25 protein-coding genes are annotated in these 24,905 nt (G+C 56.2%); 11 read left to right on the forward strand and 14 right to left on the reverse strand.

Features of this window, described 5'->3' with window-relative positions; translation table 11 throughout:
• Nucleotides 1-96: 96 nt before the first annotated feature.
• The gene (locus tag ACQY4Z_RS12120) at nt 97-1,002 is read left to right on the forward strand and encodes a ParB/RepB/Spo0J family partition protein (RefSeq protein WP_428521603.1); all 906 of its coding nucleotides are present in this window, start codon (nt 97-99) and stop codon (nt 1,000-1,002) included.
• Between the two features lie 52 nt (nt 1,003-1,054).
• Here ACQY4Z_RS12120 and holA read toward each other — a convergent pair whose 3' ends face one another.
• From holA to ACQY4Z_RS12140, 4 genes are all read right to left on the reverse strand, one after another.
• Nucleotides 1,055-2,095 carry a DNA polymerase III subunit delta gene (gene holA, locus ACQY4Z_RS12125; RefSeq protein WP_428521605.1) on the reverse strand — a complete coding sequence of 347 codons (1,041 nt, stop codon included), beginning with the start codon at nt 2,093-2,095 and terminating at the stop codon, nt 1,055-1,057.
• Between the two features lie 18 nt (nt 2,096-2,113).
• Nucleotides 2,114-2,680, reverse strand: coding sequence for an LPS assembly lipoprotein LptE (gene lptE, locus ACQY4Z_RS12130; protein WP_428521607.1), 567 nt, complete (start codon nt 2,678-2,680; stop codon nt 2,114-2,116).
• Nucleotides 2,667-5,291, reverse strand: coding sequence for a leucine--tRNA ligase (leuS, locus tag ACQY4Z_RS12135; protein ID WP_428521609.1), 2,625 nt, complete (start codon nt 5,289-5,291; stop codon nt 2,667-2,669). The genes lptE and leuS overlap by 14 nt, the downstream gene beginning before the upstream one ends.
• A 149-nt stretch (nt 5,292-5,440) precedes the next feature.
• Complete coding sequence (locus tag ACQY4Z_RS12140; protein WP_428521611.1) at nt 5,441-6,130, reverse strand: substrate-binding periplasmic protein; 690 nt, start codon at nt 6,128-6,130, stop codon at nt 5,441-5,443.
• Nucleotides 6,131-6,438: 308 nt separating this feature from the next.
• Between ACQY4Z_RS12140 and ACQY4Z_RS12145 the strand changes: the two genes are divergently transcribed.
• The 10 genes from ACQY4Z_RS12145 (at nt 6,439) to ACQY4Z_RS12190 (ending at nt 16,273) form a co-directional block, all read left to right on the forward strand.
• On the forward strand, nt 6,439-7,110 hold the full coding sequence (locus ACQY4Z_RS12145) for a YggS family pyridoxal phosphate-dependent enzyme (protein WP_428521613.1): 672 nt from the start codon (nt 6,439-6,441) through the stop codon (nt 7,108-7,110).
• 221 nt (nt 7,111-7,331) lie between these two features.
• Complete coding sequence (locus tag ACQY4Z_RS12150; RefSeq protein ID WP_008191794.1) at nt 7,332-7,562, forward strand: hypothetical protein; 231 nt, start codon at nt 7,332-7,334, stop codon at nt 7,560-7,562.
• Between the two features lie 272 nt (nt 7,563-7,834).
• Nucleotides 7,835-8,827, forward strand: a complete 993-nt coding sequence (gene dctP, locus ACQY4Z_RS12155; RefSeq protein WP_428521615.1) for a TRAP transporter substrate-binding protein DctP — start codon at nt 7,835-7,837, stop codon at nt 8,825-8,827.
• A gap of 11 nt (nt 8,828-8,838) precedes the next feature.
• Nucleotides 8,839-9,483, forward strand: coding sequence for a LysE family translocator (locus tag ACQY4Z_RS12160; protein ID WP_133952741.1), 645 nt, complete (start codon nt 8,839-8,841; stop codon nt 9,481-9,483).
• Between the two features lie 4 nt (nt 9,484-9,487).
• Nucleotides 9,488-9,982 carry a TRAP transporter small permease gene (locus ACQY4Z_RS12165; RefSeq protein WP_428521618.1) on the forward strand — a complete coding sequence of 165 codons (495 nt, stop codon included), beginning with the start codon at nt 9,488-9,490 and terminating at the stop codon, nt 9,980-9,982.
• Nucleotides 9,979-11,253, forward strand: coding sequence for a TRAP transporter large permease (locus ACQY4Z_RS12170; protein WP_133952743.1), 1,275 nt, complete (start codon nt 9,979-9,981; stop codon nt 11,251-11,253). The genes ACQY4Z_RS12165 and ACQY4Z_RS12170 overlap by 4 nt, the downstream gene beginning before the upstream one ends.
• A 9-nt stretch (nt 11,254-11,262) precedes the next feature.
• Entirely contained in the window at nt 11,263-12,135 is an 873-nt protein-coding gene (locus tag ACQY4Z_RS12175) for an isocitrate lyase/PEP mutase family protein (protein WP_428521620.1), read from the forward strand.
• Nucleotides 12,136-12,410: 275 nt separating this feature from the next.
• Complete coding sequence (gene leuC, locus ACQY4Z_RS12180) at nt 12,411-13,823, forward strand: 3-isopropylmalate dehydratase large subunit (RefSeq protein ID WP_133952745.1); 1,413 nt, start codon at nt 12,411-12,413, stop codon at nt 13,821-13,823.
• 294 nt (nt 13,824-14,117) lie between these two features.
• Nucleotides 14,118-14,675 carry an HNH endonuclease gene (locus ACQY4Z_RS12185; protein WP_428521623.1) on the forward strand — a complete coding sequence of 186 codons (558 nt, stop codon included), beginning with the start codon at nt 14,118-14,120 and terminating at the stop codon, nt 14,673-14,675.
• Between the two features lie 284 nt (nt 14,676-14,959).
• Nucleotides 14,960-16,273 carry a pilus assembly protein TadG-related protein gene (locus tag ACQY4Z_RS12190; RefSeq protein WP_428521625.1) on the forward strand — a complete coding sequence of 438 codons (1,314 nt, stop codon included), beginning with the start codon at nt 14,960-14,962 and terminating at the stop codon, nt 16,271-16,273.
• A gap of 76 nt (nt 16,274-16,349) precedes the next feature.
• On the opposite strand, the gene acs is transcribed toward ACQY4Z_RS12190, so the two are convergent.
• The 10 genes from acs to ACQY4Z_RS12240 form a co-directional block, all read right to left on the reverse strand.
• Nucleotides 16,350-18,287: an acetate--CoA ligase gene (gene acs, locus ACQY4Z_RS12195; RefSeq protein ID WP_420339319.1), complete on the reverse strand. Its 1,938-nt coding sequence runs from the start codon at nt 18,285-18,287 to the stop codon at nt 16,350-16,352.
• A 181-nt stretch (nt 18,288-18,468) separates the two neighbouring features.
• Nucleotides 18,469-18,882, reverse strand: a complete 414-nt coding sequence (locus ACQY4Z_RS12200) for a DUF1761 domain-containing protein (RefSeq protein ID WP_428521627.1) — start codon at nt 18,880-18,882, stop codon at nt 18,469-18,471.
• Nucleotides 18,883-19,009: 127 nt separating this feature from the next.
• A complete protein-coding gene (locus tag ACQY4Z_RS12205; RefSeq protein ID WP_428521629.1) occupies nt 19,010-19,717 on the reverse strand; it encodes a hypothetical protein in 708 nt (235 codons plus the stop codon).
• 2 nt (nt 19,718-19,719) lie between these two features.
• The gene (ureG, locus tag ACQY4Z_RS12210) at nt 19,720-20,331 is read right to left on the reverse strand and encodes an urease accessory protein UreG (RefSeq protein ID WP_428521631.1); all 612 of its coding nucleotides are present in this window, start codon (nt 20,329-20,331) and stop codon (nt 19,720-19,722) included.
• Entirely contained in the window at nt 20,328-21,053 is a 726-nt protein-coding gene (locus tag ACQY4Z_RS12215; protein WP_428521633.1) for an urease accessory protein UreF, read from the reverse strand. The genes ureG and ACQY4Z_RS12215 overlap by 4 nt, the downstream gene beginning before the upstream one ends.
• 171 nt (nt 21,054-21,224) lie before the next feature.
• Nucleotides 21,225-21,707: an urease accessory protein UreE gene (locus ACQY4Z_RS12220; RefSeq protein ID WP_428521635.1), complete on the reverse strand. Its 483-nt coding sequence runs from the start codon at nt 21,705-21,707 to the stop codon at nt 21,225-21,227.
• A gap of 13 nt (nt 21,708-21,720) precedes the next feature.
• A complete protein-coding gene (locus ACQY4Z_RS12225) occupies nt 21,721-22,329 on the reverse strand; it encodes a glutathione S-transferase family protein (RefSeq protein ID WP_428521637.1) in 609 nt (202 codons plus the stop codon).
• A gap of 31 nt (nt 22,330-22,360) precedes the next feature.
• Nucleotides 22,361-24,073: an urease subunit alpha gene (gene ureC / locus ACQY4Z_RS12230; RefSeq protein ID WP_428521639.1), complete on the reverse strand. Its 1,713-nt coding sequence runs from the start codon at nt 24,071-24,073 to the stop codon at nt 22,361-22,363.
• Between the two features lie 34 nt (nt 24,074-24,107).
• Complete coding sequence (locus tag ACQY4Z_RS12235; RefSeq protein ID WP_428521641.1) at nt 24,108-24,521, reverse strand: lysozyme inhibitor LprI family protein; 414 nt, start codon at nt 24,519-24,521, stop codon at nt 24,108-24,110.
• Entirely contained in the window at nt 24,521-24,826 is a 306-nt protein-coding gene (locus ACQY4Z_RS12240) for a lysozyme inhibitor LprI family protein (RefSeq protein WP_428521643.1), read from the reverse strand. Before ACQY4Z_RS12240 ends, ACQY4Z_RS12235 begins: the two co-directional genes overlap by 1 nt.
• Between the last annotated feature and the right edge of the window lie 79 nt (nt 24,827-24,905).

The raw sequence follows: 24,905 nt of genomic DNA on the forward strand, positions 1-24,905 counted from the left end.
CGAATCGGGTCCGAATTGACATGTTAGTAGGATTGGTCAGGCCACATATCGACTGATCCTTCTTAACTTATTGAAATAAAAAGAAAAAGGTGCGGAATGGCGGACAAGGACGTCAAAAACAAGCGGCTGGGCCGCGGTCTTGCAGCTCTCATTGGCGATTCAGCGCCGGAGGCGTCGCCAGCACCTGAAAAAGTGGTTCGCGACAGTCGGAAGGTCCCAATCGAGCATTTGGAACCCAATCCGCGCAACCCGCGCAAGACTTTCACAGAGAAGGACTTGGCAGATCTCTCTGAATCTCTGAAAGCCAAGGGGATCGTGCAGCCGATCCTCGTTCGCCCGGCAGCTGGAAAAACAAACCGGTTTGAGATCATTGCTGGTGAGCGGCGCTGGAGGGCCGCTCAGCGGGCAGGGCTTCATGAAGCGCCGATCATCATCCGAGACGTCACGGATCAGGAAGCATTAGAGCTCGCAATCATCGAGAATGTGCAGCGGGCAGACCTCAATCCGATCGAAGAAGCGATGGGCTATGAGCAGCTGACTGCCGAATTCAGTTACAGCCAGGGTGAGTTGGCGAAGGTCATCGGTAAAAGCCGGAGCCATGTTGCCAACACCATGCGGTTGTTGAAACTGCCGAATTCGGTCAAAGACTATCTGGCTGAGGGGCTTTTGACGGCTGGTCATGCGCGTGCGCTGATTACGGTTGATGATCCTGCGGCCTTGGCCGAACTGATCGTCGAAAAAGGCCTTACGGTGCGCGACGCCGAGAAGCTTGCACAGGACCCGGACGCGTTGGCGAAGTTGAAGGGTGATAAAGTCCCGACTGAGAAGCCACAGAAAGATGCTGATACGAAAGCTCTGGAAAAGCGGCTGGCTGACACCTTGGGACTGAAGGTCACCGTCGGTCACAAGCCCGGAAAAGAGTCTGGCGATCTGAAGATTAAATACACGTCTTTGGAACAGCTCGATCAGATTTGCCGGCTTCTGGGCGTGGAAAACCGCTGAGAATTGGCGTGAGACAGACTTGATCAAGGCCGGGATTTCCCGGCCTTTTCTGTCAGCGGCGTTGACTGCGGGCGCGTGCGGCGCGGCCGACCGTCAGAAGGGCCTCTGAGAGGACCGGAACGCCCAAATTATCATTCAGGCGGGACACCCGTGTTGCCTCGCTCAAGATGCCCATGGCCCGTTCCAAATCCCTAATGGTCCAAATTCGCAGCTGCTGGCTGAATTTTGGCTTGCGGCTGAAGAAAATGGGCGGGCGCTGACCGTCGACGACTTGCTGGGCACTTTTCCCAGCGTCGATTTCGATTCGCATCCGATGCAAAGACTGGAAGTGTTTGAGTGCCTGGTTGGCAATAACCGATGCTTTGGATCCCGCATCCGTCAGGCGCTCCAGGCCATGATCAAGCGTCGATAGATCGCCGCCTGCGGCTGCATCGATCAACTCCGATGTCTCAAACGCCGATGCATCGCCGATGATGGCTTCCACGTCTTCGCTGTCAATTCGCTCTTTCTGCATGGCGTAGAGGCAAAGCTTCTTGAGTTCGCCCCGGCTGGCCATTCGGTCACCACCCAGGAGGCTGTGAAGGGCGGCGCGGGCCTCGCGGGAGATGGTGAGGCCGGCTTCGCGTGTTTCCTCATCAATCAAGTGGTCAATGCCACGGTCGTTGTCGGCATAACACGGTAGCGCGACGGCCCGTTTATGTGGCTCGATCAACTTGCGCAGGCCGACACCTTTTTTGATGTCGCCGGCTTCCAGAACAACCAACGTTTGCCAATCATCCAGCTTCAAGACGGGATCGACTGATGGCACTAGGTTTTTACCACTGGCATCCTTTACCCACACGATGCGGCGGCCGCCAAACAGAGGAACGGTCAGTACTTCGTCGATCAGCCGATTGTTGTCCGAACTGAGTTCAGAGGCGTCTATTTTGATCAGGTTGAAGGGGTCGCTGTCGCCTTCGGAGGCCTTGGCTACAAGCCGGCTGGCGCGCTCGGATACCAGACCGGTATCCGGGCCGAACACGAGGACCACGCCGCCGCCATCCGGGGGATTGGCGACGAACCGGTCAATCTCCGCGGCCTTGAGCGTGGACACGTGTGTTTTGCCTTTTCTCTATGAGCCCTGATGCGTTGCGAAGTATCCGGCAATCCGGGCTGTGATGTCTTCCGCGACAGCCTTTGCCACACGCTCTTCTGCATCACGCTCTGCCCTCAGGTTCGCAAAACGCTGGCTGGAGAAGTCGTAAGAAGCGGATTGGAACGAACGGCCGGTCATCAGTGTCTTGTTGGTTTCAAGGTCACTCAGGACGAAAGACGCGTTCATGGTCAAGGTGTAGGCAGAGGGAACATCGGAGAACTGTTCAACTGCAACCGAGGCTGTGCTGGTGTCCTCCAATACCTTCAGGCGGTATTTCTTGGCGGGTGCATTTGTGCCGCGCTCGAAACTGAAAGTCAGTTCGTTGTAAAGCGTGCGGGCAGAGACATCGGTCCCGATGGAATCAATATCGATCGCTGCAAGATCGGACGACACGGTTTGTGTCCCGCCGAAGCCTGTTGCTGTGGTGCCATAGAGCGGGCGGATCTGACATCCGCCTGCCAATGCACCAAAGGCCAAAAGGCTCGCCAGAGCAAGGGTTTTGGTAATCCGACTCGATGTCAAAACCTGGTCAAACAACGACATTGACAATCCTTTGTGGCACAACGATCAGCTTCTTCGGTGACTTCCCGTCCAGCGCCTTTTGAACATAGTCCAGCGCCAAGGTAGCTGCTTCGACCTCCTCTTTGGAAGCCTCTTTTGAAATGCTCAGCTCGCCGCGTCGTTTGCTGTTGATCTGGATCGGATATGTTACTGTATCCTCGGCCAACAGCGACGGATCTGCTTCCGGCCAGGCCGCTTCGGAGATCAGGCTGTCATGACCCAACGTAGACCAGCATTCTTCGGCGAGGTGCGGCATCATTGGTGCCATCATCTGGACGAGATAATCAACTGTTTCCCGAACCGCGTATTCCTTGCCCTGATCTTCCAGGCCCTCGTTGAACGCCTTGCTCAACGTATTGACCAGCTCATAAAGGCGCGCAACGGCCCGGTTGAAACCGAGGCCTTCCAGATCATTTGAGACAGCAGCCAGGGTTTTGTGGGCCGCGCGGCGCAGATCTTCCGCTTTTTGAGACATGGCTGGAACAGAGGAATTGCGCGGCTCCGTCTTTTCGGCGATTTCACCGATCAAACGCCACACGCGTTGTACAAAGCGCCACGCGCCCTGGACACCATCTTCGGTCCAGATGACATCGCGCTCGGGCGGGCTGTCTGACAGCATGAACCAACGCGCAGTATCCGCGCCGTAAGTATCGATGATGTCCGTCGGATCAACCGTGTTCTTCTTCGATTTCGACATCTTCTCGATGGAGCCAATGGAAACGGCTTCACCGTTGTCCAGCATGGACGCAACGCGCCGACCGTCCTTTTCCTCGATCTTGATCTCGGCTGGCGAGACCCACTCGCCGGTAGATCCGTCACCAGCGCGCCGGTAGGTCTCGTGCGTGACCATCCCTTGCGTAAAGAGGCCCTTGAACGGCTCTTTCAGATCCAGTGCACCGACCTTCTGCATCGCCCGTGTGAAAAAGCGCGAATACAAAAGGTGCAGGATCGCGTGCTCAATACCACCGATATACTGATCGACCGGCAGCCAGTCGGTTGCAGCTTTCGGGTCGGTCGGCTGATCACAGTCTGGTGCGGTGAAACGCGCGAAATACCAGGAGGAGTCAACAAACGTGTCCATCGTGTCGGTTTCACGTTTGGCCGGCTTGCCGCAGTTCGGGCATGTGGTGTCACGCCATGTCGGATGACGGTCGAGCGGATTGCCGGGCTTGTCGAAATTGATGTCGTCCGGCAGCTGAACCGGAAGATTTTCGTCTTTTTCCGGAACAACGCCGCAGTCATCGCAATGGATGACCGGGATCGGACAGCCCCAGTAGCGCTGGCGGGAAATGCCCCAGTCGCGCAGACGGTAATTTACCTGGCGCTCGGCTTGGGGTCCGTCCTCCACCTTGATGGCTTCCAGCTTGTCTGCAACGGCGTTTTTCGCATCGGCAATCGTCATTCCGTTCATGAAGTCGGAATTGAAGATTGTGCCGTCGTCGGTGTAGGCCTCGTCGCCAATTTCGAAAGTTGCCGGATCGGCGTCTTTCGGCAGGACAACCGGTTTGACGGAAAGGCCATATTTGCGGGCGAAATCCAGGTCGCGCTGATCGTGCGCCGGACAGGCGAAGATGGCGCCTGTGCCGTAGTCCATCAGAATGAAATTGGCGACGTAAACCGGCAACTCGATGGAAGCGTCCAACGGGTGCTTGACCTTGAGACCGGTGTCGATGCCCTTCTTCTCAGCCTTTTCAATGGCTTCTTCTGATGTGCCGACGCGTCGGCACTCGTCGATGAAGCCTTTAAGCTCCGGATTGGTCTCCGCCAACTTCACCGAAATCGGATGATCCGGAGACAGGCCCATGAAGGATGCGCCAAACAAGGTGTCCGGGCGGGTGGTGAAGATTTCCAGTGACGTGTCGCCGGTCGGGGCGGCTTCGATAAACTCAAAGCGGACCCGCAGGCCCTCAGAGCGTCCGATCCAGTTCTTCTGCATCAGGCGCACTTTGTCCGGCCAGCGATCCAGCGTTTCGATAGCTTCCAACAGGTCTTCTGAGTAATCGGAAATCTTGAAGAACCATTGGGTCAATTCACGCTGCTCGACGAGTGCGCCGGAGCGCCAACCGCGGCCGTCGATCACCTGCTCGTTGGCAAGAACGGTCATGTCGACCGGGTCCCAGTTGACCTTTGCGTTTTTCCGATAGACCAGCCCGGCTTCAAGAAACTTCAGGAAGAGTGCTTGCTGCTGTTTGTAATAGGCAACATCACAGGTCGCAAATTCGCGGCTCCAGTCCAGAGACAGGCCCATGATCTTGAGTTGGTCGCGCATGGTGGCGATGTTTTCGTAGGTCCAGTCTTTCGGATGCACCTTGTTCTGCATCGCAGCGTTTTCAGCCGGCATGCCAAAGGCGTCCCAACCCATCGGATGAAGGACATTGAACCCCTTGGCGCGTTTGTAGCGGGCAACCACATCCCCCATGGCATAGTTGCGGACGTGGCCCATATGGATCCGGCCGGACGGGTACGGGAACATCTCAAGGACGTAGTATTTGTCGCGTGGATCGTCATTGTGGGTGACGAAGACGTCTTTGTCGTTCCAAGTCTTTTGCCAGCGCGCTTCTACTTCGCGCGCATTGTACCGTTCCGTTGCCATCAATTATGCCGTTTGCTTGCCGCCGGACCCGGCGGATTTCTTGAATGTCTGACTGCGGGACAGTCACCAGAATTCGCTGCCGCGGTCAACATGCCTTAAGTGAACTGTTTCTACCCTGCTGTTTAATGCGCAGAGCGGGGGCCGTAAAGCTATTGTGTTTGGGAATCTTGGCCGGAAACCGAGAGTTTTGTGATGCCTCTCTCCCAGATTTCCATGATCCGGGGTACATTGGGGTTATGGCGGCTGAACATGATGTAAACCGGTATTGTCCGGAAGGGGGCGCTGCGGTCGATGTCATCCATGTCGTTTCCAAGAAACTGCCGGCCTTGAATGTCGCCGGAAACATCATTTTCGATAAAGATATCGGCCCTGTTGTGGAGCAGCATTTTCCAGGCCTGTTCCTCGGTGGCAACTGTTTGAAACACAACACCGGCCTTGTTCAGAACTGTCTCATACCAGTACCCCTCCACGCCCACGACAGTGAGGGAGCGGGCTTTAAGCTCATCGAATGTAAGCGGCGGCAAACCGTTCGGAAAGCGGTCTTTGCGGTAGAAATAGACATCATTCAATTGATCGAGTGGATGCTTTGGATAGATGAAGTCGTCTTCCCGCTCCTCAAGATAGGACCAGGAATAGGTCGCCGGCAGTGTTCCGACCTTTGTCAATTCTAGAGACCGGCGCCAAGGATAGAATTCCAGCTTGATCGTATGGCCTTGAGATTCAAAGACTTCTGCGATCAGTTTACTATGAAGCCCATAACCTGGAGCATTGCTGGAGACGAAGGGAGGCCACTCACCGACAGCAAACGAAAACTCTTCCGAGAAAGCTGGAAGCGTCATAATAATAGACAATGTTGCCAATGTATAAGAAGAAAACCTTCTCCAAAACATCCGAAAACCTCAGCATATATTCACACCTTACTTAATATCTGGACTGCAAAGAAAAGGTAAAACACTGATCCATCATTGTTCTATTGACCTGAGTGAGTCCGAAACCAGGTTTAAGACAGAGCTGAACACTCTTTGCATGTTGCAGCAGTCTGGCCGTAGCGCTGGCTGGCTGAGTTTTTCGTGTCCGCCCTTGCTGTGGGTATGACCTGAGTATATGTCACTGAAAACGAGCAATCCCCTAAATCAGAGCAGTCTTCATGGCATCCGTTTCAGATCAGCTTTCCAGCGTTCTTTCAGACATTCGCAAAGCAGAAGCAGAGTATGGCCGGCCCGAAGGCTCTGTGACCTTGATTGCCGTGTCCAAGACGTTCGAGGCGGATGCCATCCGTCCGGCATTAGAGACCGGTCATCGCGTTTTTGGTGAAAACCGTGTCCAGGAAGCCATGGGAAAATGGCCGGAACTGCGTGGGTCCTATGACGGGGTCGAATTGCATCTGATTGGCCCGTTGCAGTCCAACAAAGCAAAAGAAGCCGTTGCGACATTCGATGTCGTTCACACGGTGGACCGCCAGAAAATCGCAAAAGCTCTCAAAGCTGAAATGGAGAAACAGGGCCGGGATCTGCCGTGCTTCATCCAGGTGAATACCGGAGAGGAACCGCAGAAAGCCGGGATCCCACCGAAAGACGTCGATCAGTTCGTAAAAGAATGCAAGGAGGCGGTCGGCTTGAACATCGTTGGATTGATGTGCATTCCGCCGGTGGATGAGGCCCCGGGGGAGCATTTTGCGCTTCTTCAGAAAATCGCTGCGCGCAACGGCTTGTCTCAGATCTCGATGGGCATGTCGTCTGACTATGAGACCGCCGTTGGGTTTGGGGCAACCCATGTGCGTGTCGGGTCCGCGATCTTTGGATCCCGGGAATACACCTAAGTCTCGGTCCGCCATATTGCGGTCCGAAATTGCTACTTTTGACAATATTTTGGCCAAGGCGTGACTGCTCCAGTTCAGCGGTCACAACAATGCCCCAACAGTTCCTTTGAGCGGCCTTTTGGCCGTCCCGATCTCAAATCAGTGTTCTCTCGCTCCGGTTCACCGGCCGCAGGGGTCTGGTTGAGCGACGGAGCACAAAGACCAAAACTGGAGGTCATATCATGTCCAAGTCTCTCGCAGCCGCCGTGCTTTTCGGTGCCGTTACCGCTTCTTCAGCGGTATTTGCTCAGGGCATGTCTTTTGATGTTGTCGACAGCGACCGGGACGGATTTGTCAGCTTTGATGAAGTCACTGCCGTCATGCCGGATGTAACAGAGGATGCCTTCAAGGCAGCCGATGCCAACCAGGACAACCTGCTCGATCCGGCAGAATTCTCGGCTGTTCAGCCGTAACCGGCTTGGGTGGATCGGTGCTTTCGAACCGCGGAAGGTGCACGGTCCGCCCAGCAGGGACCATCGCCGGGAGAGGTCACGCCGGCGATGGTTCTCTTCGTTCAGGCCTATTTTTTGGCAGATGTTGAGGTTCAAGGATAAAATATCAAAAACAATGGTTTAACTCTTTCTGTTTCGCAAGGCGAACCCTGTACTTTTGGCCAAGTGGTCAAGGATTTGTTGACCAAAAATTTTTCGTTTGCCAGACTGCCTCTCATAATTGGGAGGAAATCATGAAACCATTCACGTGGGCTCTTGGAGCCGCGATGGCGCTTGGCGTGACTGCCGGCTCATCTTTTGCAGCTGATACAACTCTGCGTATTTCTTTGCAGCTGCCGCTGACAAGCCACCTTGGTCAAAATCTTACCTTGTTCAAGGAAGAAGTGGAGAAGAACTCCAACGGTGATATCGCGGTAGAAATCTATGACTCCGCGCAGCTTTATAAAGACAAGGAAGTGCCGGCTGCCGTTGGGTCCGGCGCGATCGAGATGGGTGTAGCGTCCCTGACCCGGTATGTCGGTGACATTCCGGCTGTCGATATTTTCTATCAGCCATTTCTTTTTGATACCGAGGACAAGGTCCGCGCAGCTGTTGCTCCGGGATCTCCTGTCCGCGGACCGCTCGATGAGGCCATCAAGGACACTGGATCAACTGTCCTGTGGTGGCAGGCCTATGGTGGCGCAATCATGCTGTCTCAGGACGGACCGATCAAAACCCCTGAAGATATGAAGGGCAAAAAGGTCCGTGTCTTCGGCAAGACCCTTGGCGATTTCGTCACCGCAGCCGGGGGGGCTCCTACGCTTATTTCCGGATCCGAACAGTACCTCGCCTATCAGCGCGGCACGGTCGATATCGGTATGACCGGTGTTTCCGGGGTCAAGTCCCGGAAGCTTTGGGAAGTCATGGACACCATTACCGTGACCAACCACGCGGACATCGAGTTTATCGTTGTTGTGAACACGGATTTCTGGAACGGCCTGCCTGATGCTCACAAGGAAATCATTCAAGCTGCCGCTTTGACAGCCGAAAATGATGTTCGCGACCGTATGTCCCAGATCGAGGCGGAGGCGTATGCTGCTGCGGAAGAAAACGGAATGTCCGTTTACAAGCCGACAGCTGAGGAAATCTCTGCTTGGAGAGCGGTCAGCCAACCAGTTTACGACGCTTATGGCGAAAAAGCCGGCGACCTTGGCAAGCAAGTCATGGACGCGGCGCAGAAGCTTTAGGTCGTTTCGACGTGTATATCGTTGAAGCCTATGCGGCGGCCCTGATCCTCACGGTCGCCGCGCAAGCTGCGCCAGGTCCAAACTTGGTTGCCGTTGCAGCTGCCGCCTTGGGGCAAGGTCGCCGTGCGGCTGTTTACGTCACCCTCGGTGTGGCTTCCGGCGTTCTTGTCTGGGTTACGGCTGTTGCGTTCGGGCTGGCAGTCTTATTGGATCTTTTTCCGGCTGTGTTGACAGCCATGAAGATCCTCGGGGGCTGTTATCTTCTTTATGTGGCTGCCAAGGCGGTGCGTTCGGTTTTATGGCCATCGTCTGGTGGGACGATCCGGGCTGCGGGTCAGAAAGCGTCTGATTTCAGAAACTGGCGGTTCGGGTTGTTCGTTGTGCTGAGCAATCCCAAGGCCGGCTTGATGTGGATTGCTGTCGCATCCTTTCTGTTCGGTCAAGGTTTAGAAGCACCAACTGTCCTTGCTTTCGGGCCGCTTGGGGCCGTTTCAGCCTTCCTTGTCTATGGCGCTTACGCTCTGCTCTTTTCGACGGGCCGGATGACCCTGGCCTATCAAAAATTCCAACGGGGATTTGAGGCTGCATTTGCTGCTGCCTTCGGCGCAATGGGCGCTGCTCTCATTCTTTCAGGATTGCGCGAAGCGCATCGGTAACAAAATGACTGTTTTCTCGAAGCTGACCCTCGCTCTGGCTTGGGTATCGGCGCTTTTGTTTGTCCTTGCTGGCGGCATGCTGACCTTTGAGGTGACGGCCCGGTATCTCTTTGTCGCGCCGACCATTTGGGCTGCAGAGCTGTCCCAGCTGAGCCTCATTTGGGGCTCCATGATCGCCATGCCCTGGATCCTTGGCGCGGGGCGGCATATTGCCGTTGATGCGGTGACCAACCAGCTGGGGCCAACGGCGCAGCGGGTCTGTCAGGGCCTTGCAATGATCTTTGTGGCAGGCTTCAGCGCCATAGTGGCCTGGAAGGGCTTTGGAATTTTCTACGATTCCTTTGAGCGCGGCCGGACAACCGGGTCCATGCTGGATTTGCCCACATGGGTTACGGAACTCGCAATTCCTGTCGGCTTCGGACTTTTGTTCCTGCAGGCACTGATTGAATTTGGCAAAACGGCTAAGGGGCCGGTTTCTCTAAGTGGAGCCGGACATTGACAACGATCCTTATTCTCGCAGCCCTTTTCACGCTGCTGCTCATCCGTGTTCCCGTCGCCTTTACGCTTGGTGGACTTGGGTTGGCCCTGCTTTTGTTCGGCGGCTTCTCGCCCCTGATGGCGCCGCAAGCGATCCTATCGACACTCGACGGGTTCATTCTTCTCGCCGTGCCGTTGTTCCTGTTGATGTCCAACATTTTGCTAAAGGGCGGTGTCGGCAAGGATCTCTTCTCCGCCGTTCATGCCTGGGTCGGACATTGGCCGGGCGGCCTGGCAGTCGCCACCATCGTTTCCTGCGGCATCTTTGCAGCGATTTCCGGTTCGTCCGTGGCGACGGCGGCTACCATCGGCACGGTCGCGATCCCGGAGATGATCAGCCGAGGCTATGAGAAAAAATTCGTCTATGGGCTTCTCGCCGCTGGTGGCACGCTTGGAATCCTGATTCCGCCGTCAATCCCGATGATCGTATACGGCTTCGTCACGGAGCAGTCCGTGATTGCGCTCTTTCTGGCAGGAATTGGCCCGGGCCTGTTGCTCGTTGCGCTCTTCATTGCCTTTGCCATGATTTACGCCCGCTGGTTTGGCGGTTACACGCCGGAGCCACCGGCAAGTGCCAAGGAACGGATTTCGAGCACGATCCGTGCCCTGCCCTCCATGGTTCTGGCCGGCGTCGTGATCGGCGTCATCTATACCGGCATTGCAACGCCGACAGAGGCCGCGGCCATTGGTTTTGCTGTTGCTCTCCTGATCACTGGCTTCTACCTCCGGACTCTGACCTGGCAAGGTTTCAAGGAAGCAGCCTTTGAAAGCATGGTGACAACCGTTGCGATCCTCCTGATCGTTGCCGGTGCCAAGGTCTTCGGAAAAGCGATCACGCTTTACCGGATCCCTCAGGAAATCTCGATGTTCATCGGTCAGAACATCGATACGCCGCTGGCCTTCATTTTGGTGGTGTCGGTGGTTCTTCTGATCATGGGCCTCGTGTTCGAAGCGCTCTCCATGGTGTTGATCATGACCCCGGTTCTACTGCCGGCCGCGATGGCGCTTGGTTTTGATCCGATCTGGTTCGGGGTCTATATGGTGGTCATGGTGGAATGCGCGCTGATCACGCCGCCTGTCGGGCTCAATCTCTATGTCATTCAGTCGGTTGCGCGATCCAGTTTGGCGGATGTCTCACGTGGGGTTCTCCCCTTCCTGGCACTGATGCTGTTGAGCGTCGTCATACTGTACCTCTGGACTGATTTGGCCCTCTACATCCCGTTCAAACTCTAAGGACATTCCATGCCGTCTCAGGCTGACAAACTCCGCGCCCTCCTGGCGCAAGACAGACTCAATGTGATGCCGTGTTGTTTCGATGCGTTGTCGGCAAAGCTAATTGAACAAGCGGGTTTCGGGCTGACCTTCATGTCGGGTTTTGCCACGTCCGCGTCCCGCATTGGCCAGCCGGATCTGGGCTTGATGTCCTATGCCGAAGTTCTCGACCAGGCCCGCAACATCACCGATGCGATTGAGATCCCGTTAATTGCCGACGGGGATACAGGCTACGGCAATGCCATGAATGTGCGCCGTACTGTCACCGGATTTGCCAAGGCCGGCGCTGCCGCGGTCATGATCGAAGATCAGCTCGCGCCAAAACGGTGTGGTCACACGCCCGGAAAAGCCGTGGTATCCCGCGATGAAGCCTTTGATCGGATCCGCGCAGCGCAAGATGCCAAGGATGCGGGCGTCGACATCCTGATCCTTGCGCGGACGGACGCCCGGCATGATCACGGGCTCACCGAAGCGATCGACAGGGCTGCAAAGTTCAAGGAGCTCGGAGCCGACATCCTTTTTGTCGAGGCGCCGAAGACGGTGGAGGAGATGCAAACCATCTGCCGCGAACTCCCAGGCCCGAAAATGGCCAATATCGTGGAAGGGGGCGAAACGCCGGAGCTCTCCCACAAGGAATTGGAAGACATCGGATTTTCCATTGCCGCGTACCCCCTCACTTTGATGGCCAGTGCCATGCAGGCGATGGTGGGGACCTTGGCCAAGCTGAAATCGGATAAAGACCGCTCGCCCGATCTGATGAACTTTTCTGAACTCCGCGATCGCATTGGCTTCAATGACTATTACGAAGCCTCAGCGCACTACGAGACGTCCAAGCGGGATTAGCGTTTCGCGGGATGGCGAATGCAAAGCTACACATGGACCGGCTGTTTTGCGGGTTGGTTAGCCGTCTGGTTGCTCGATCAGGCGGGGTTGTGCGCATCTGCAATCAAACTCAGTTGAATTCAGCTCAACTCGGAATGCTTGACCTTGGCGCGGAGCTGCGCCATTCACTGGACAGAATTTGGCAGTAGCCCCATTCCGGGAGACAACTGTGAGAGAACGAAGGCTGGCGGCGCGGCTTGAAAACGCGAAAGGTCAGCCTGACTGAGGAGAGACCCATGGCCAAGGCACGGACGCTTTACGACAAGATTTGGGACGACCACGCGGTCGACATGCAGCCGGACGGAACCGGTCTGCTCTATATTGACCGGCACCTGGTGCATGAAGTGACCAGCCCGCAGGCGTTTGAAGGTCTGCGCATGACCGGCCGCAAGGTGCGCCAGCCGGGCAAGACCCTTGCCGTGGTTGACCACAATGTGCCGACCACCGACCGCCGTCATGGAATTGATGATCCGGAGTCCGCCCTCCAGGTGGAGACCTTGGCCAAAAATGCAGCTGAGTTCGGCGTCGAGTATTACTCGGAACTTGATATGCGTCAGGGCGTTGTCCATATCGTTGGCCCTGAGCAAGGCTTCACACTGCCTGGCATGACCATCGTGTGCGGCGACAGCCACACCTCCACTCACGGCGCTTTCGGTTCGCTTGCCCACGGTATCGGCACATCCGAGGTTGAGCACGTACTGGCCACCCAGACCCTGATCCAGAAAAAAGCCAAGAACATGCTGGTGAAGGTCAACGGCCAGATCCCGGCCGGTGTTACGGCCAAGGACATCGTTCTGGCGATTATCGGCAAGATCGGAACGGCCGGTGGCACAGGCTACGTGATCGAGTATGCCGGTGAAGCCATTGAGTCCTTGTCGATCGAAGGCCGTATGACGGTCTGCAACATGTCGATCGAGGGCGGCGCACGCGCAGGCCTGATCGCGCCTGACGAAAAGACCTTTGAGTACATCAAGGGCCGGCCGAAAGCGCCGAAAGGTGACGATTGGGACAAGGCGCTTGCCTATTGGAAGACCTTGCATTCCGATGCGGACGCATACTTTGACAAGGTTATCGAGCTGGACGCGGCCAATTTGCCGCCGATCGTGTCCTGGGGCTCGTCTCCGGAAGACGTCGTGTCCGTTGAAGGGGTTGTTCCGGATCCAAAGGAAATCGAAGACGAGAACCGCCGTCAATCAAAGTTCCGGGCGCTCGATTACATGGGCCTTGAACCAGGCACGAAGATCACGGATATCAAGATCGACCGGGCCTTTATCGGTTCTTGCACGAATGGCCGCATCGAAGACCTGCGCGCAGCCGCAGCTGTGATCGGCAACCACAAGGTCGCGTCGCACGTCAGCGCAATGGTTGTTCCAGGGTCCGGCCTCGTCAAAGAACAGGCGGAAGAAGAAGGCCTGGATGTGATCTTCAAGGAAGCCGGCTTTGAATGGCGTGAGCCGGGCTGCTCCATGTGTCTTGCAATGAATGCGGACAAGCTCGCACCGGGTGAGCGTTGTGCGTCGACATCCAACCGGAACTTCGAGGGCCGCCAAGGTCACAAGGGCCGCACACACCTTGTGTCGCCGGCGATGGCTGCAGCGGCCGCGATTGCCGGTCATTTCGTCGACATTCGAGACTGGACGGCCAACTGATTCGTCCTTGTCCGTTTAAGAAAACGTTAGGGGGCGCGTCAAAGCGCCCCTTTTTATTTGCAAGAAAAAACTGTCACGGCTCAGTGAATTCGTCGGCATTTCGCTAAGTGATTCAGAAAGTTGTCGTATTTATCTGCCGAGTTTTCGACACCACCCGGCAGGGTGAAGAAATGAAATCATTGGTCTTCACAAGACTGTCACCTCGGCACTACAATACTCCCATCGCAAAGGGACATGATCTGCTGTCCGCTTGACTGGACACCAGACGTTCTGATGAAGCGTAAGGAGTGGAAGGTGACGATAGCGGTATCGCCGGGAGCTCATCCGGCGTTGGTGCTCAATGCGGATTACCGGCCTTTGAGCTACTACCCCTTGTCCTTGTGGAGTTGGCAAGACACCATCAAGGCTGTGTTTCTGGACCGGGTGAACATCGTTGCGGAATATGACGCAGCGGTCCGAAGTCCGAGCTTCGAATTCAAACTGCCCAGCGTCGTCTCCTTAAAAACCTTCGTCAAACCCAGCCGGCACCCCGCCTTCACACGCTTCAACGTATTCCTTCGCGACAAGTTCCAGTGCCAATATTGCGGCAGCAAAGAGGAACTCACCTTCGATCACCTGATCCCGCGCTCCAAAGGGGGCCTGACAACCTGGGAGAACGTGATCACTGCCTGCTCCCCCTGCAACCTCCGCAAATCCAACAAGTCCTGCGAACAGCTCAACATGTGGCCCATGCACATGCCGTTCCGGCCGACCATTCAGGACCTGCACAACAACGGCCGCGGCTTCCCGCCAAACTATCTGCACGAAAGCTGGATGGATTTCCTCTACTGGGATACCGAGCTGGAGCCGTAAGGGTCTCCGGAGTCCGTCGGACAATACTCCTAAGACTGCTGTCATTTTCATGTGGGGGCGGGAGGCTTTCTGTTCCCGCTCAAACCGGACAGAGTTGATGCAGACAGATGTATTGTGTTTGCCGGACTTCAGTCAGGATCGCTTGTTAAGACCGTCTGATTCGTAAACGAACCGTAAAAACTATGAAAATTTGAGTTTCACTTTAATTGTTTAGGTACTTTTCTTTAGTAACTGTTCCGTATCATGCCCCAAGGGCATTTTGGGTAACGGGACAGCGCGGCTAGATGACTAAGGCCCTGATTTCAAAATTTCATAGGAATGACAATGGCTCCATCCTGCCAATTTTCGGGCTGATGGTGCTTCTGCTCGTCGTCATTGGCGGCGCAGCGATTGATGTTTCCCGGGCAGTGAATGCGCGGGAAAAACTGGCGTATGCCATTGATGCTGCTGCGCTCTCCGTTGCTGCGGATCTATCAACGTCGGTTCTCACCAATGCGCAAATCACCGAAAAAATCGAAAATTCGTTTCGCGCAAATCTGGTCGATGCGGAATTTCTGGATGAGGCGATTGAGAACCTGGACTTCGTGGTGGATAGCGACGCAGGAATTGTGACGGTGTCGTCTTCAGCCGGCCTAAACAACTATTTTTTGAATATACCCGGATTTGGCAAAGACGGCTTTGGTCCTGAAGTATTCAATTTCGGGACCAACGCACAGGTAAACTACTCTCGCTTTGATGTCGAGCTAGCGTTGGTAGTTGATGTCACCGGTTCTATGTCCGGTGATATGGCGACCTTGCGGACCGCCTCTGAGGGTATTGTTGACATTCTTCTGCCAGAGGATACGCCTGCCGAAGACACCAAAGTTAAAATTTCTCTCGTTCCGTATAGCGCTGGTGTTAATGTCGGATCTTCTTACGCAACGACTGTCTCCAACGGAGAGTCATCGCGTTGTGTGACCGAGAGAATGGGCACTCAAAAATATACGGATGATCCTTACGACTGGGATCCGAGCGCAGCCGCCAGTTCGTTTTTTGGTGGCGGGTCAACAAGTTGTTCTTCTGCGTCCCAACTCATCCCGTTGACGAACGATAGAGACACACTGGTTCCCGCTATTCGTGCTCTGCAAGCCAGTGGCATTACTGCGGGTCAGACTGGCACCGCGTGGGGCTGGTATACAATTTCGCCGAATTGGACGAACCTCTGGCCGTCAGAAAGCGCGCCTGCTGTTTATACTGATACGGAAGTTTTGAAGTTTGCCATTATCATGACTGACGGCAACAACAATCGGCACTATGATCGCAAACGGCGCTGTAGAAACGGCTCATGCTGGTGGTATTGGGATGTCGATAGCGATAGCGGCTATAGTGGGGATTCCTCTACAAGAGCGCGCCAAATCTGCACAAACATGAAGGCTGAGGGTATTACGATCTATGGCGTGTATTTTGGGACCAGCAGCACATCGACGGGCGCCCGAAACATGAAAGCTTGTGCGACAGATGAAGATACCACCTATTATCAGGCGACATCTGCTTCAGAACTGATCCAAGCGTTTTCCAACATCGCCAAACGGATCCAGCAGATCTATCTATCTCAGTAAAAATCCGACTTCCGGATAAAAAAGGCCCGTAGTTAAACGGGCCTTTTGTGTTTTCTGGGCACCGGGTTGAACGGGTTTACGCCCGGTTCTGGCGGTTGTCGATCAGGTCGTCGACCACGGCCGGATCTGCCAGTGTCGAGGTGTCGCCGAGATTGTCGAAGCTGTCCTCGGCGATCTTGCGCAGGATGCGGCGCATGATCTTGCCCGAGCGGGTCTTCGGCAGGCCTGGTGAGAACTGAATGAGGTCCGGTGAGGCGATGGGGCCGATTTCTGCCCGGACATGTTTGACGAGTTCTTTTTTCAGCTCATCCGTTGGTTCTTCACCTTCCATCAGCGTGACATAGGCGTAAATGCCCTGCCCCTTGATGTCGTGCGGATAACCGACCACGGCGGCCTCTGAGACCTTTTCGTGGGCAACAAGTGCGCTCTCCACTTCTGCAGTGCCCATGCGGTGGCCGGAAACGTTGATCACGTCATCGACACGGCCGGTGATCCAGTAGTAGCCGTCTTCGTCTCGGCGGCAGCCGTCACCAGTGAAGTAGAGGCCCTTGTATGTGGCAAAATACGTCTGCACGAAACGGTCATGGTCGCCGTAAACCGTGCGCATCTGGCCCGGCCAGCTGTCGGTGATGACCAGATTGCCTTCGGTCGCGCCTTCCAGGAAGTTGCCTTCTGCATCGACGACGGCCGGCTGCACGCCGAAGAACGGACGGGTTGCAGAGCCTGGCTTCAGGTCGGTCGCACCTGGGAGCGGTGTGATCAGGATGCCGCCGGTCTCCGTCTGCCACCAGGTATCTACAATCGGGCAGTTCTGCTTGCCGACGACGTTGTAATACCAGTTCCAGGCTTCCGGGTTGATCGGCTCACCTACCGAGCCGAGCAGGCGCAGTGACGACAGATCCGACTTGTTGACGAAATCATCGCCAGCTCCCATCAGGGCGCGGATTGCGGTGGGGGCTGTGTAAAAAATGTTGACCTTGTGCTTCTCGCACACCTGCCAGAATCGGCCGGCATCCGGATAGGTCGGCACGCCTTCGAACATCAGCGTGGTCGCGCCGTTGGCGAGCGGTCCATAGACGATGTAGCTGTGTCCGGTGACCCAGCCCACATCTGCCGTACACCAATAGATGTCGCCATCCTGATAGTCGAAGACATACTGGTGGGTCATCGAGGCGTAAACGAGATATCCGCCGGTTGTGTGGACCACACCCTTGGGCTGGCCCGTGGATCCGGACGTGTAGAGGATGAAGAGCGGATCTTCCGCATTCATTTCAACCGGATCGCAATGGTCGGACACGCGGTCTGCTTCGTCGTGGTACCAGACGTCCCGGCCGTCCTGCATGGAAATGTCGCCGCCGGTGCGTTTGACGACGATGACGCTGTCGACCGGTGCCTTTTCCGCAGCCTTGTCGACATTCAGCTTCAGCGGAACCTTGCGGCCGCCGCGCAGGCCTTCATCGGCCGTGATCACGCAGTTGCTCTTGCAGCTTTCGATGCGCTGGGCGAGGCTGTCCGGAGAAAACCCGCCGAAAACGATGGAGTGGATCGCGCCGATCCGAGAACAGGCCAGCATCGCGTAAGCGGCTTCGGGGATCATCGGCAGGTAGATCGTGACACGATCGCCTTTCTTCACGCCCTGGGCATGCAGAACGTTGGCGAACTTGTTCACCTCGTGGTGCAGCTCCTTGTAGGTGATCACCTTGCTTTCGGAAGGATCGTCACCTTCCCAGATGATGGCCGGTTGATCGCCGCGCGTTGCCAGATGGCGGTCGATGCAATTGGCAGAGACGTTCAATGTGCCGTCTTCAAACCATTTGATCGAGACATTGTGGTAGTCGTAAGAGGTGTTTTTCACCTTCGTGAAAGGCTTGATCCAATCGACACGCTTGCCGTGCTCGCCCCAGAAGCCATCCGGGTCGCTCACCGACTGCTGATACATTTCCAGATATTTCGCGTTATCGACATGCGCCCGTGCGGCTACTTCCGCTGGAACGGGAAAAACAGATGCGGACATTTAGGACCTCCCAGAAACCCCGATTTGAACCGGCGGTCGCATTTGCTCTCCTCCCGCCAGTCTTATTTGCCGGTGGCCATTATGCGTATGGCCTTCCCCAGCGTCCATAACTTAACTTTCGTACTTTCGTAGGCGCGACATTGGTCTAGTGCGTTCAAATACGTAAGGATTTACGCTTGCGTCAGGCAATGACAAAGGGCGATAGCAGCCCGATGACCACCGCCTGAACCAGCAGAACCAAGAGCCAGTGACCGCCGTCAATTGCAGTCAGGGCCCACGGCTGGCTCTGAAAGCGGTGGTTGATGATTTGGGTTGTCATCACGATCCCGATCCAGACCATGATGGCCGAGATGATGCCTGCACGGACCGTCACTTCGCCTGTGTGATAAATGATCCCGGCAAAAACGATGGCCATAACCACTTGGCACAAAAAGGCAATAACCATCGTGACCGGGTTCGGCCGTGTCTGTTCTTCGGTTAAACCAGCGGCTTTCATCCAGGCTTTTCCAAGAACGCCGTACCAGATCGCGCCGACGATAAATGAGGCAATTGCTGCACCTCCGGCGGCCAGCAAATTGATCCCGTCGAACATCATGTTTGGACTCTCCCTAACGCATTGCGATGCGCTCTTTTCGAATGGACAATGAAATCAATCAGGCCAGAGATCAAGCGCACTGGCTAGAAAAGTACCTGTCAAAAATGCGAGGCATCTGAAGCCAGAATCAAAGCTTTTGCCAGACCGTTAGGGTTCCAACATCCTCAAAACCGATCTGACGATAGACGGGCAAGAGTTCTGTGTCGGTCTCATAGGTGCAAACCGGCCGGTGCGGGAAAGGCTCCATGAGCGCATGGAGAGCCCCGTAGAGCCAGCTTTTGCGATGGAAGATGTTGGAAATGCCGACAACGTCCTTGCCAGCATGAGCTGGACCGGAGTTCAGAACAGCCCCGCCTTGGATCGCGTCGTCCCGAAGGATCGACACAAAATCTATGTCTGGCGATTTGAGAAGCTTTGCCGGAAACAAGGTGTGAAGGCTTTCCTTCTTGCTCCAGGCTTTGAGCCATTTTTGGAGCGCTTCCGATGTCTGGGCCTTTTGCCAATCTGGTGGGGACGCGGGTTTTCTGGTGGTTTCGGGTGACCGGAAGAGCCAGGTGCCGGTGAAAAGTTTCTCAAAACCGGACGCCCCCAGATCGAGGCAATTGAAACTGTCCTTGACCGCCGCCTTGGATGGCAGTGCGGACAGCGCTGCAGAAAGTTCCGAACTGTGCTCTGCGGTTAATGTGACGATGTTTGGAAACAGGGGCACTTGTTCGTTTGAGGCCCGCCAGTAGCCATGGTGAAAATCTGTTTTTGCGCCGGCGGCTCTCAGGACGGCATCGCACCAAAGCGCATTATTTCTTGCGCAAAGCTGAACAGTTTCTGCCGGTGTCACACCTAAAGACCGCCCTTTTCGACGATGAACTCCACGATCTTTTCTATACCATCTCCGGCTCGCATGTTGGCGAAAACAAACGGTCGGGCCTTGCGCATTTTGGCCGCGTCCCGGTCCATCACGTTTAGATCTGCGCCGACATAGGGGGCCAAATCCGTTTTGTTGATAACCAACAGGTCCGAGCGGGTGATGCCGGGACCGCCTTTTCGAGGAATTTCCTCACCCGCCGCTACATCGATGACATAGATCGTTAGATCCGCAAGCTCCGGTGAAAAAGTGGCCGCCAGATTATCGCCGCCCGATTCAATCAGGATCAGGTCGAGATCGGGGATTTTGTCATTGAGATCCTTGACCGCCGCCAGATTGATCGAGGCGTCTTCCCGAATGGCCGTATGCGGGCAGCCGCCGGTTTCCACGCCGCGGATCCGGTCGCTGGTCAGGGCCTGCGACCGCATCAGCGCTTCGGCATCTTCGCTGGTGTAGATGTCGTTGGTGATGACGGCGAGCGAATAGCGATCCCGCATCGCCTTGCACAGTTTGTCCGTCAGCGTCGTTTTACCCGCGCCAACCGGGCCGCCGATGCCAACGCGCAAGGGACCGTTTTGAGATTTCATGAGCGGAACAACCTCGAATATTGTGTTTCGTGCGCCATGGAGGCGATGTCGGCGAGAAAGGTGGAGGTGCCAAGGTCGTCAAGACCGGCACCCATCGCATCGGCAGCCATTTCTGAGATGACTGGTTCCAGTTCGGCCAGTACCCGTTGACCTTCGTTTTGCCCAAGCGGCACAGCGCGGACAGCCGCCGAGATGAGATTGGCCGTAAAGGAGTGGAGAAAGGCCGTCAAGCTTGCGTCTTCCGGCAGCGCATGGGCTGCGCAAATCAGACCCAACGCGACGGGATAGGGCCACTCGGTCAGACGCGTCTCACTGTTTTCAATGGTCAGGCTGCTGTAAACAGCCCCTGCTGTGGTTTGTGAGTCCGGCGGCCAGCTCGCAATCACAGTGTCAACAAATGCCGAGCCTTGAGCGGATGTTTCCAGATGCCGTTCCTTTGAAGGCTGGAGCGCGAGGCCAAGCTCTGCCAGTTCCCGGACGTCCTCGTGTGATCCGGCAAGCGCCGCCCGGTAGGTCTGGCTCATCAGGATTGCATCGCTCCGACCGGCTCCGTGGGTCAGTATGTCCTTGAGCCAGATCCGGAGTTCTTCGGCGGAGCTGACACCACCAGCGTCGATGACCTGTCCCAGCCCATGGGAATAGGTGAACGCCCCAATCGGAAAGGCCGGAGAGAGAAATGTCAGCAGCCGGTAGAGCGCGGATTGGGTGACGGACGCTGTCATACCAAAGCCCTTTCGCCGAGCATTGCCTCGGATGTCATCCCGGCCTCCGTGCCGGGATCCACTCGCCTATCCGCCTGCCGCAACTTGAGAAATTTCAGTGCAGTTTCTCCGCAAACGAGTGGATCCCCGCTCAAGGCGGGGATGACGCCCATATCATGAACTCGGAAAACATCAGTCATGAGAGTGCGTATGCCCATGATCATGGCTATGGCCGTGCGTCTGGCCGTGGCCGTAGGCGCCGCCCTCCGGATCGAACGGGGCGCTCAAGGCCGTCAGCTTTCCGCCGAGCTTTTTGACCATGTCCTCAATCACGTGATCACGCCGGATACGAAGGGTATCGCCCATCAGTTGGGTCGGCAAATGCCGGTTGCCGAGATGCCAGGCGATCTTCACAAGATGCGCGCCATCCGTTGCGCGGATTTCCACCAGGTCTTCGGGTTCAGCGCGGACCTCAACGATCCGGCCGTCGTCGAGAATCAGGCCGTCACCGTGATGCAGATGAACGGCATTTGCCTCATCCAAAAGGAATGACAGGCCGCCACTGGCCGTAAGCACGGCGCGGCGGCGATGCCGGTCTTCGCGGTCCAGCGTGATCGTATCGGCGGATTGGCCTGCCCATCCGCCGGCCGGTTTGATGCTGGCAACCCGGATCATACGGTCCTTCCAATCATGCAGCTGCAACCATCACCTTGGCCATCATTGCTTTATAGGCCGGACGGTTTCGCAGAGTTTTGAAGTAATCGTAGATGCGGCCTTCCTTTGGCAGGTCGAACTTGGCGGTAACCGCCCACCCGCCGCAATGACCGATGATGATGTCTGGCACAGTGAAAGTCTCACCCATGACATATGGCCCCTCGCCCATGCGCGCGTCGAGGATCCGTAAACCTTCAGCGAATTCCGCCTTGCAGACAGGCTTGATCTCTGGAACGCGAAGCTCTTTCGGGTGAATGAAGCTGTTCTTGGCCGCCGTCCAAAGCGCCCCTTCCAGAACGTCGACCGCCAGTTGGGTGAAGCTGTCCTGGATGGCGCGCTCTTTGGTGCCTGCCGGAAAGGTAAACTTTCCATGCTTGTCGGCAAGATATTGGCAGATGGCGATTGATTCCGGGAGCACCAGATCGCCGTCAATGAGCACTGGCACCTTTCCGGCCGGATTGACCTCGCGAATGCCCTTAGATTGGGGCATTGCCGGATCGATTTCATATGGTTCTCCCAATTCCTCCAAAAGCCACATGACGCGCATAGCCCGGGTCTGCGGATAGCCGACAATCTTGTACATTCGTTTCTCCCTTTGCGTGTTTTTTGGGAGATTAGAACAGGAAGTAGCGCTGTGCCATTGGCAAAACGTCCGCCGGTTCACAGGTCAGCAACTCGCCGTCGGCACGCACTTCATAAGTCTCCGGATGGACCTCAACGTGCGGGGTGGCGTCGTTCAGGACCATGGACTTCTTGGAGATGCCGCTGCGCACATTTTTGACGGGCAGAACCAGACTGTCGAGCCCTGCCTTGTCCTTTACGCCGTTGTCATAGGCGGCCTTGGAGACGAACGTCACCCGGCTCTGAGTCATGGCCTTGCCGAATGCGCCAAACATCGGCCTGTAATGCACCGGTTGCGGTGTCGGAATCGAGGCATTCGGATCGCCCATCGGGGCGGCGGCGATCGTGCCGAGTTTCATGACCATGTCTGGTTTAACGCCGAAAAATTTCGGGTCCCAAAGCACGAGATCTGCGAGTTTGCCGACTTCGATGGACCCAATGTGTTCGTCAAGACCGTGCGCAACTGCCGGATTGATGGTGATCTTGGACATGTAGCGTTTGACGCGGAAATTGTCGTTTTCGCCTGCTTCATCGGACAAACGGCCGCGCTGGACCTTCATCTTGTGGGCCGTCTGCAACGTGCGGATGATCACCTCGCCAACCCGACCCATCGCCTGGCTGTCCGAGGCGATGATCGAGAAGGCGCCCATGTCATGCAGAATGTCTTCCGCCGCAATCGTTTCCTTGCGGATCCGGCTTTCGGCAAAGGCAACATCTTCTGGGATTGAGCTGTCGAGGTGGTGGCAGACCATGAGCATGTCGAGATGCTCTTCCAGCGTGTTCACCGTATAGGGGCGAGTCGGGTTGGTCGAGGACGGAAGAACATTCGTTTCGCCGCAGACCTTGATGATGTCCGGGGCATGGCCGCCGCCGGCGCCTTCGGTATGGAAGGCGTGGATGGTGCGGTCCTTGAACGCGGCCTTGGTGTTTTCGACGAAGCCGGATTCGTTCAGCGTGTCCGTGTGGATCATCACCTGGACATCGTATTCGTCCGCAACGGAGAGACACGTGTCGATGGCTGCCGGGGTGGTGCCCCAGTCCTCATGGAGTTTCAACGCGGAAGCACCGGCGAGGATTTGTTCTTCGAGCGCTGCCGGCAAAGACGCGTTGCCTTTCCCAGCAAAGGCAAGGTTCATCGGGAAGCTGTCGGCCGATTGCAGCATCCGGGTGATGTGCCAGGGGCCCGGCGTGCAAGTAGTGGCGTTGGTGCCGGTTGCCGGCCCTGTGCCGCCGCCGAGCATGGTGGTCACGCCGGACATCAGCGCATCATCGATTTGCTGCGGGCAAATGAAGTGGATATGAACATCAAGCGCGCCGGCGGTCAGGATCTTGCCTTCCCCGGCAATGGCTTCCGTGCCTGGTCCGACGATAATATCGACGCCCGGCTGGACATCCGGATTGCCTGCTTTGCCGATGCCGACGATGCGGCCGTCCTTGAGGCCGACATCGGCTTTCACGATGCCCCAGTGATCAACAATCAGCGCATTGGTGATGACGGTATCGACCGCGCCTGCGGACCTCGGTGCCTGGCTCTGCCCCATGCCGTCACGGATCACCTTGCCGCCGCCGAATTTTACTTCTTCGCCGTAGGTCGTGAAATCCTTCTCCACCTCGATGATGAGATCGGTATCGGCCAGTCGCAACCGGTCCCCGGTGGTCGGTCCGAACATGTCCGCATAGGCGGCGCGGGGCATCTTATAAGCCATTCATGTCTCCAATCAGCGATCAGACCACAGTCTGTCAGCCGCCATAGTCCTCGACCATGGCGTTCAAATCATCGATGCGCTGCATGGTCATGACGATCATGCAGTTGCGGTAGAGTTCGTTGCCGCGAGTGCCGCCTCTGAAGGGAAAACTGTAAGCGGTGCAGTCCTTTTCGCGGAAATTGGTCCAGGCCTCTTGCGCAGCCTTTAGAGCCTCCGGGCTTCCCTTCAAATGCTCAGGCAGAGAGGCGTCGACCTCCGTCATCTTTTCCAGCGCGCGTTCATAAGCAGCCGTCAGATCTTGGTTTGCCTGATCCAGTGCCTTTTCTGCGCAGTATGTGCGTTCCGAATTGTTCAGCGGGTAACCGCAATCAATGTTGTCGTCGGCGAGGGCCGGCACGCAAAGGCCCAAGAGGACGGCTGGTAAGGCTGCTTGGCTCCAAAAACGCATCAATTCCCAAGCCCCTGTGTCAGGTCTTTCAGCTCGGATGTGCGTTGGCGTGTCAGATCCGCTCGGCATTGCAACACCAGCATCGGCTCCATGGATCCGCCGCGGGCCAGAAAGCCATAGGACTCACAGGCCTTGTCGCGGAACGGGATCCAGGCGCGCTGGGCCGCTTTCAGCGTTTCGGCGGCTCCCTTGAGGTCGCCCGAAAGGTAGCTGTCTGTCTGCTTCATTGCGGCCATGGCGGCCTTGTACGCCGCATTCAGCTCCACATCCGCTGCTTCCCAGTCCTTCTTGGCGCAAATGGTCATATCCAACTGCGTTTGCGGTTCTTTGCAATTAACATCTTGCGCTTGGACAGCAGGTGCAAATGCTCCACCAAAAACAATA

It is taken from the genome of Roseibium sp. (genome assembly GCF_965276855.1).
Lineage (GTDB): Bacteria > Pseudomonadota > Alphaproteobacteria > Rhizobiales > Stappiaceae > Roseibium.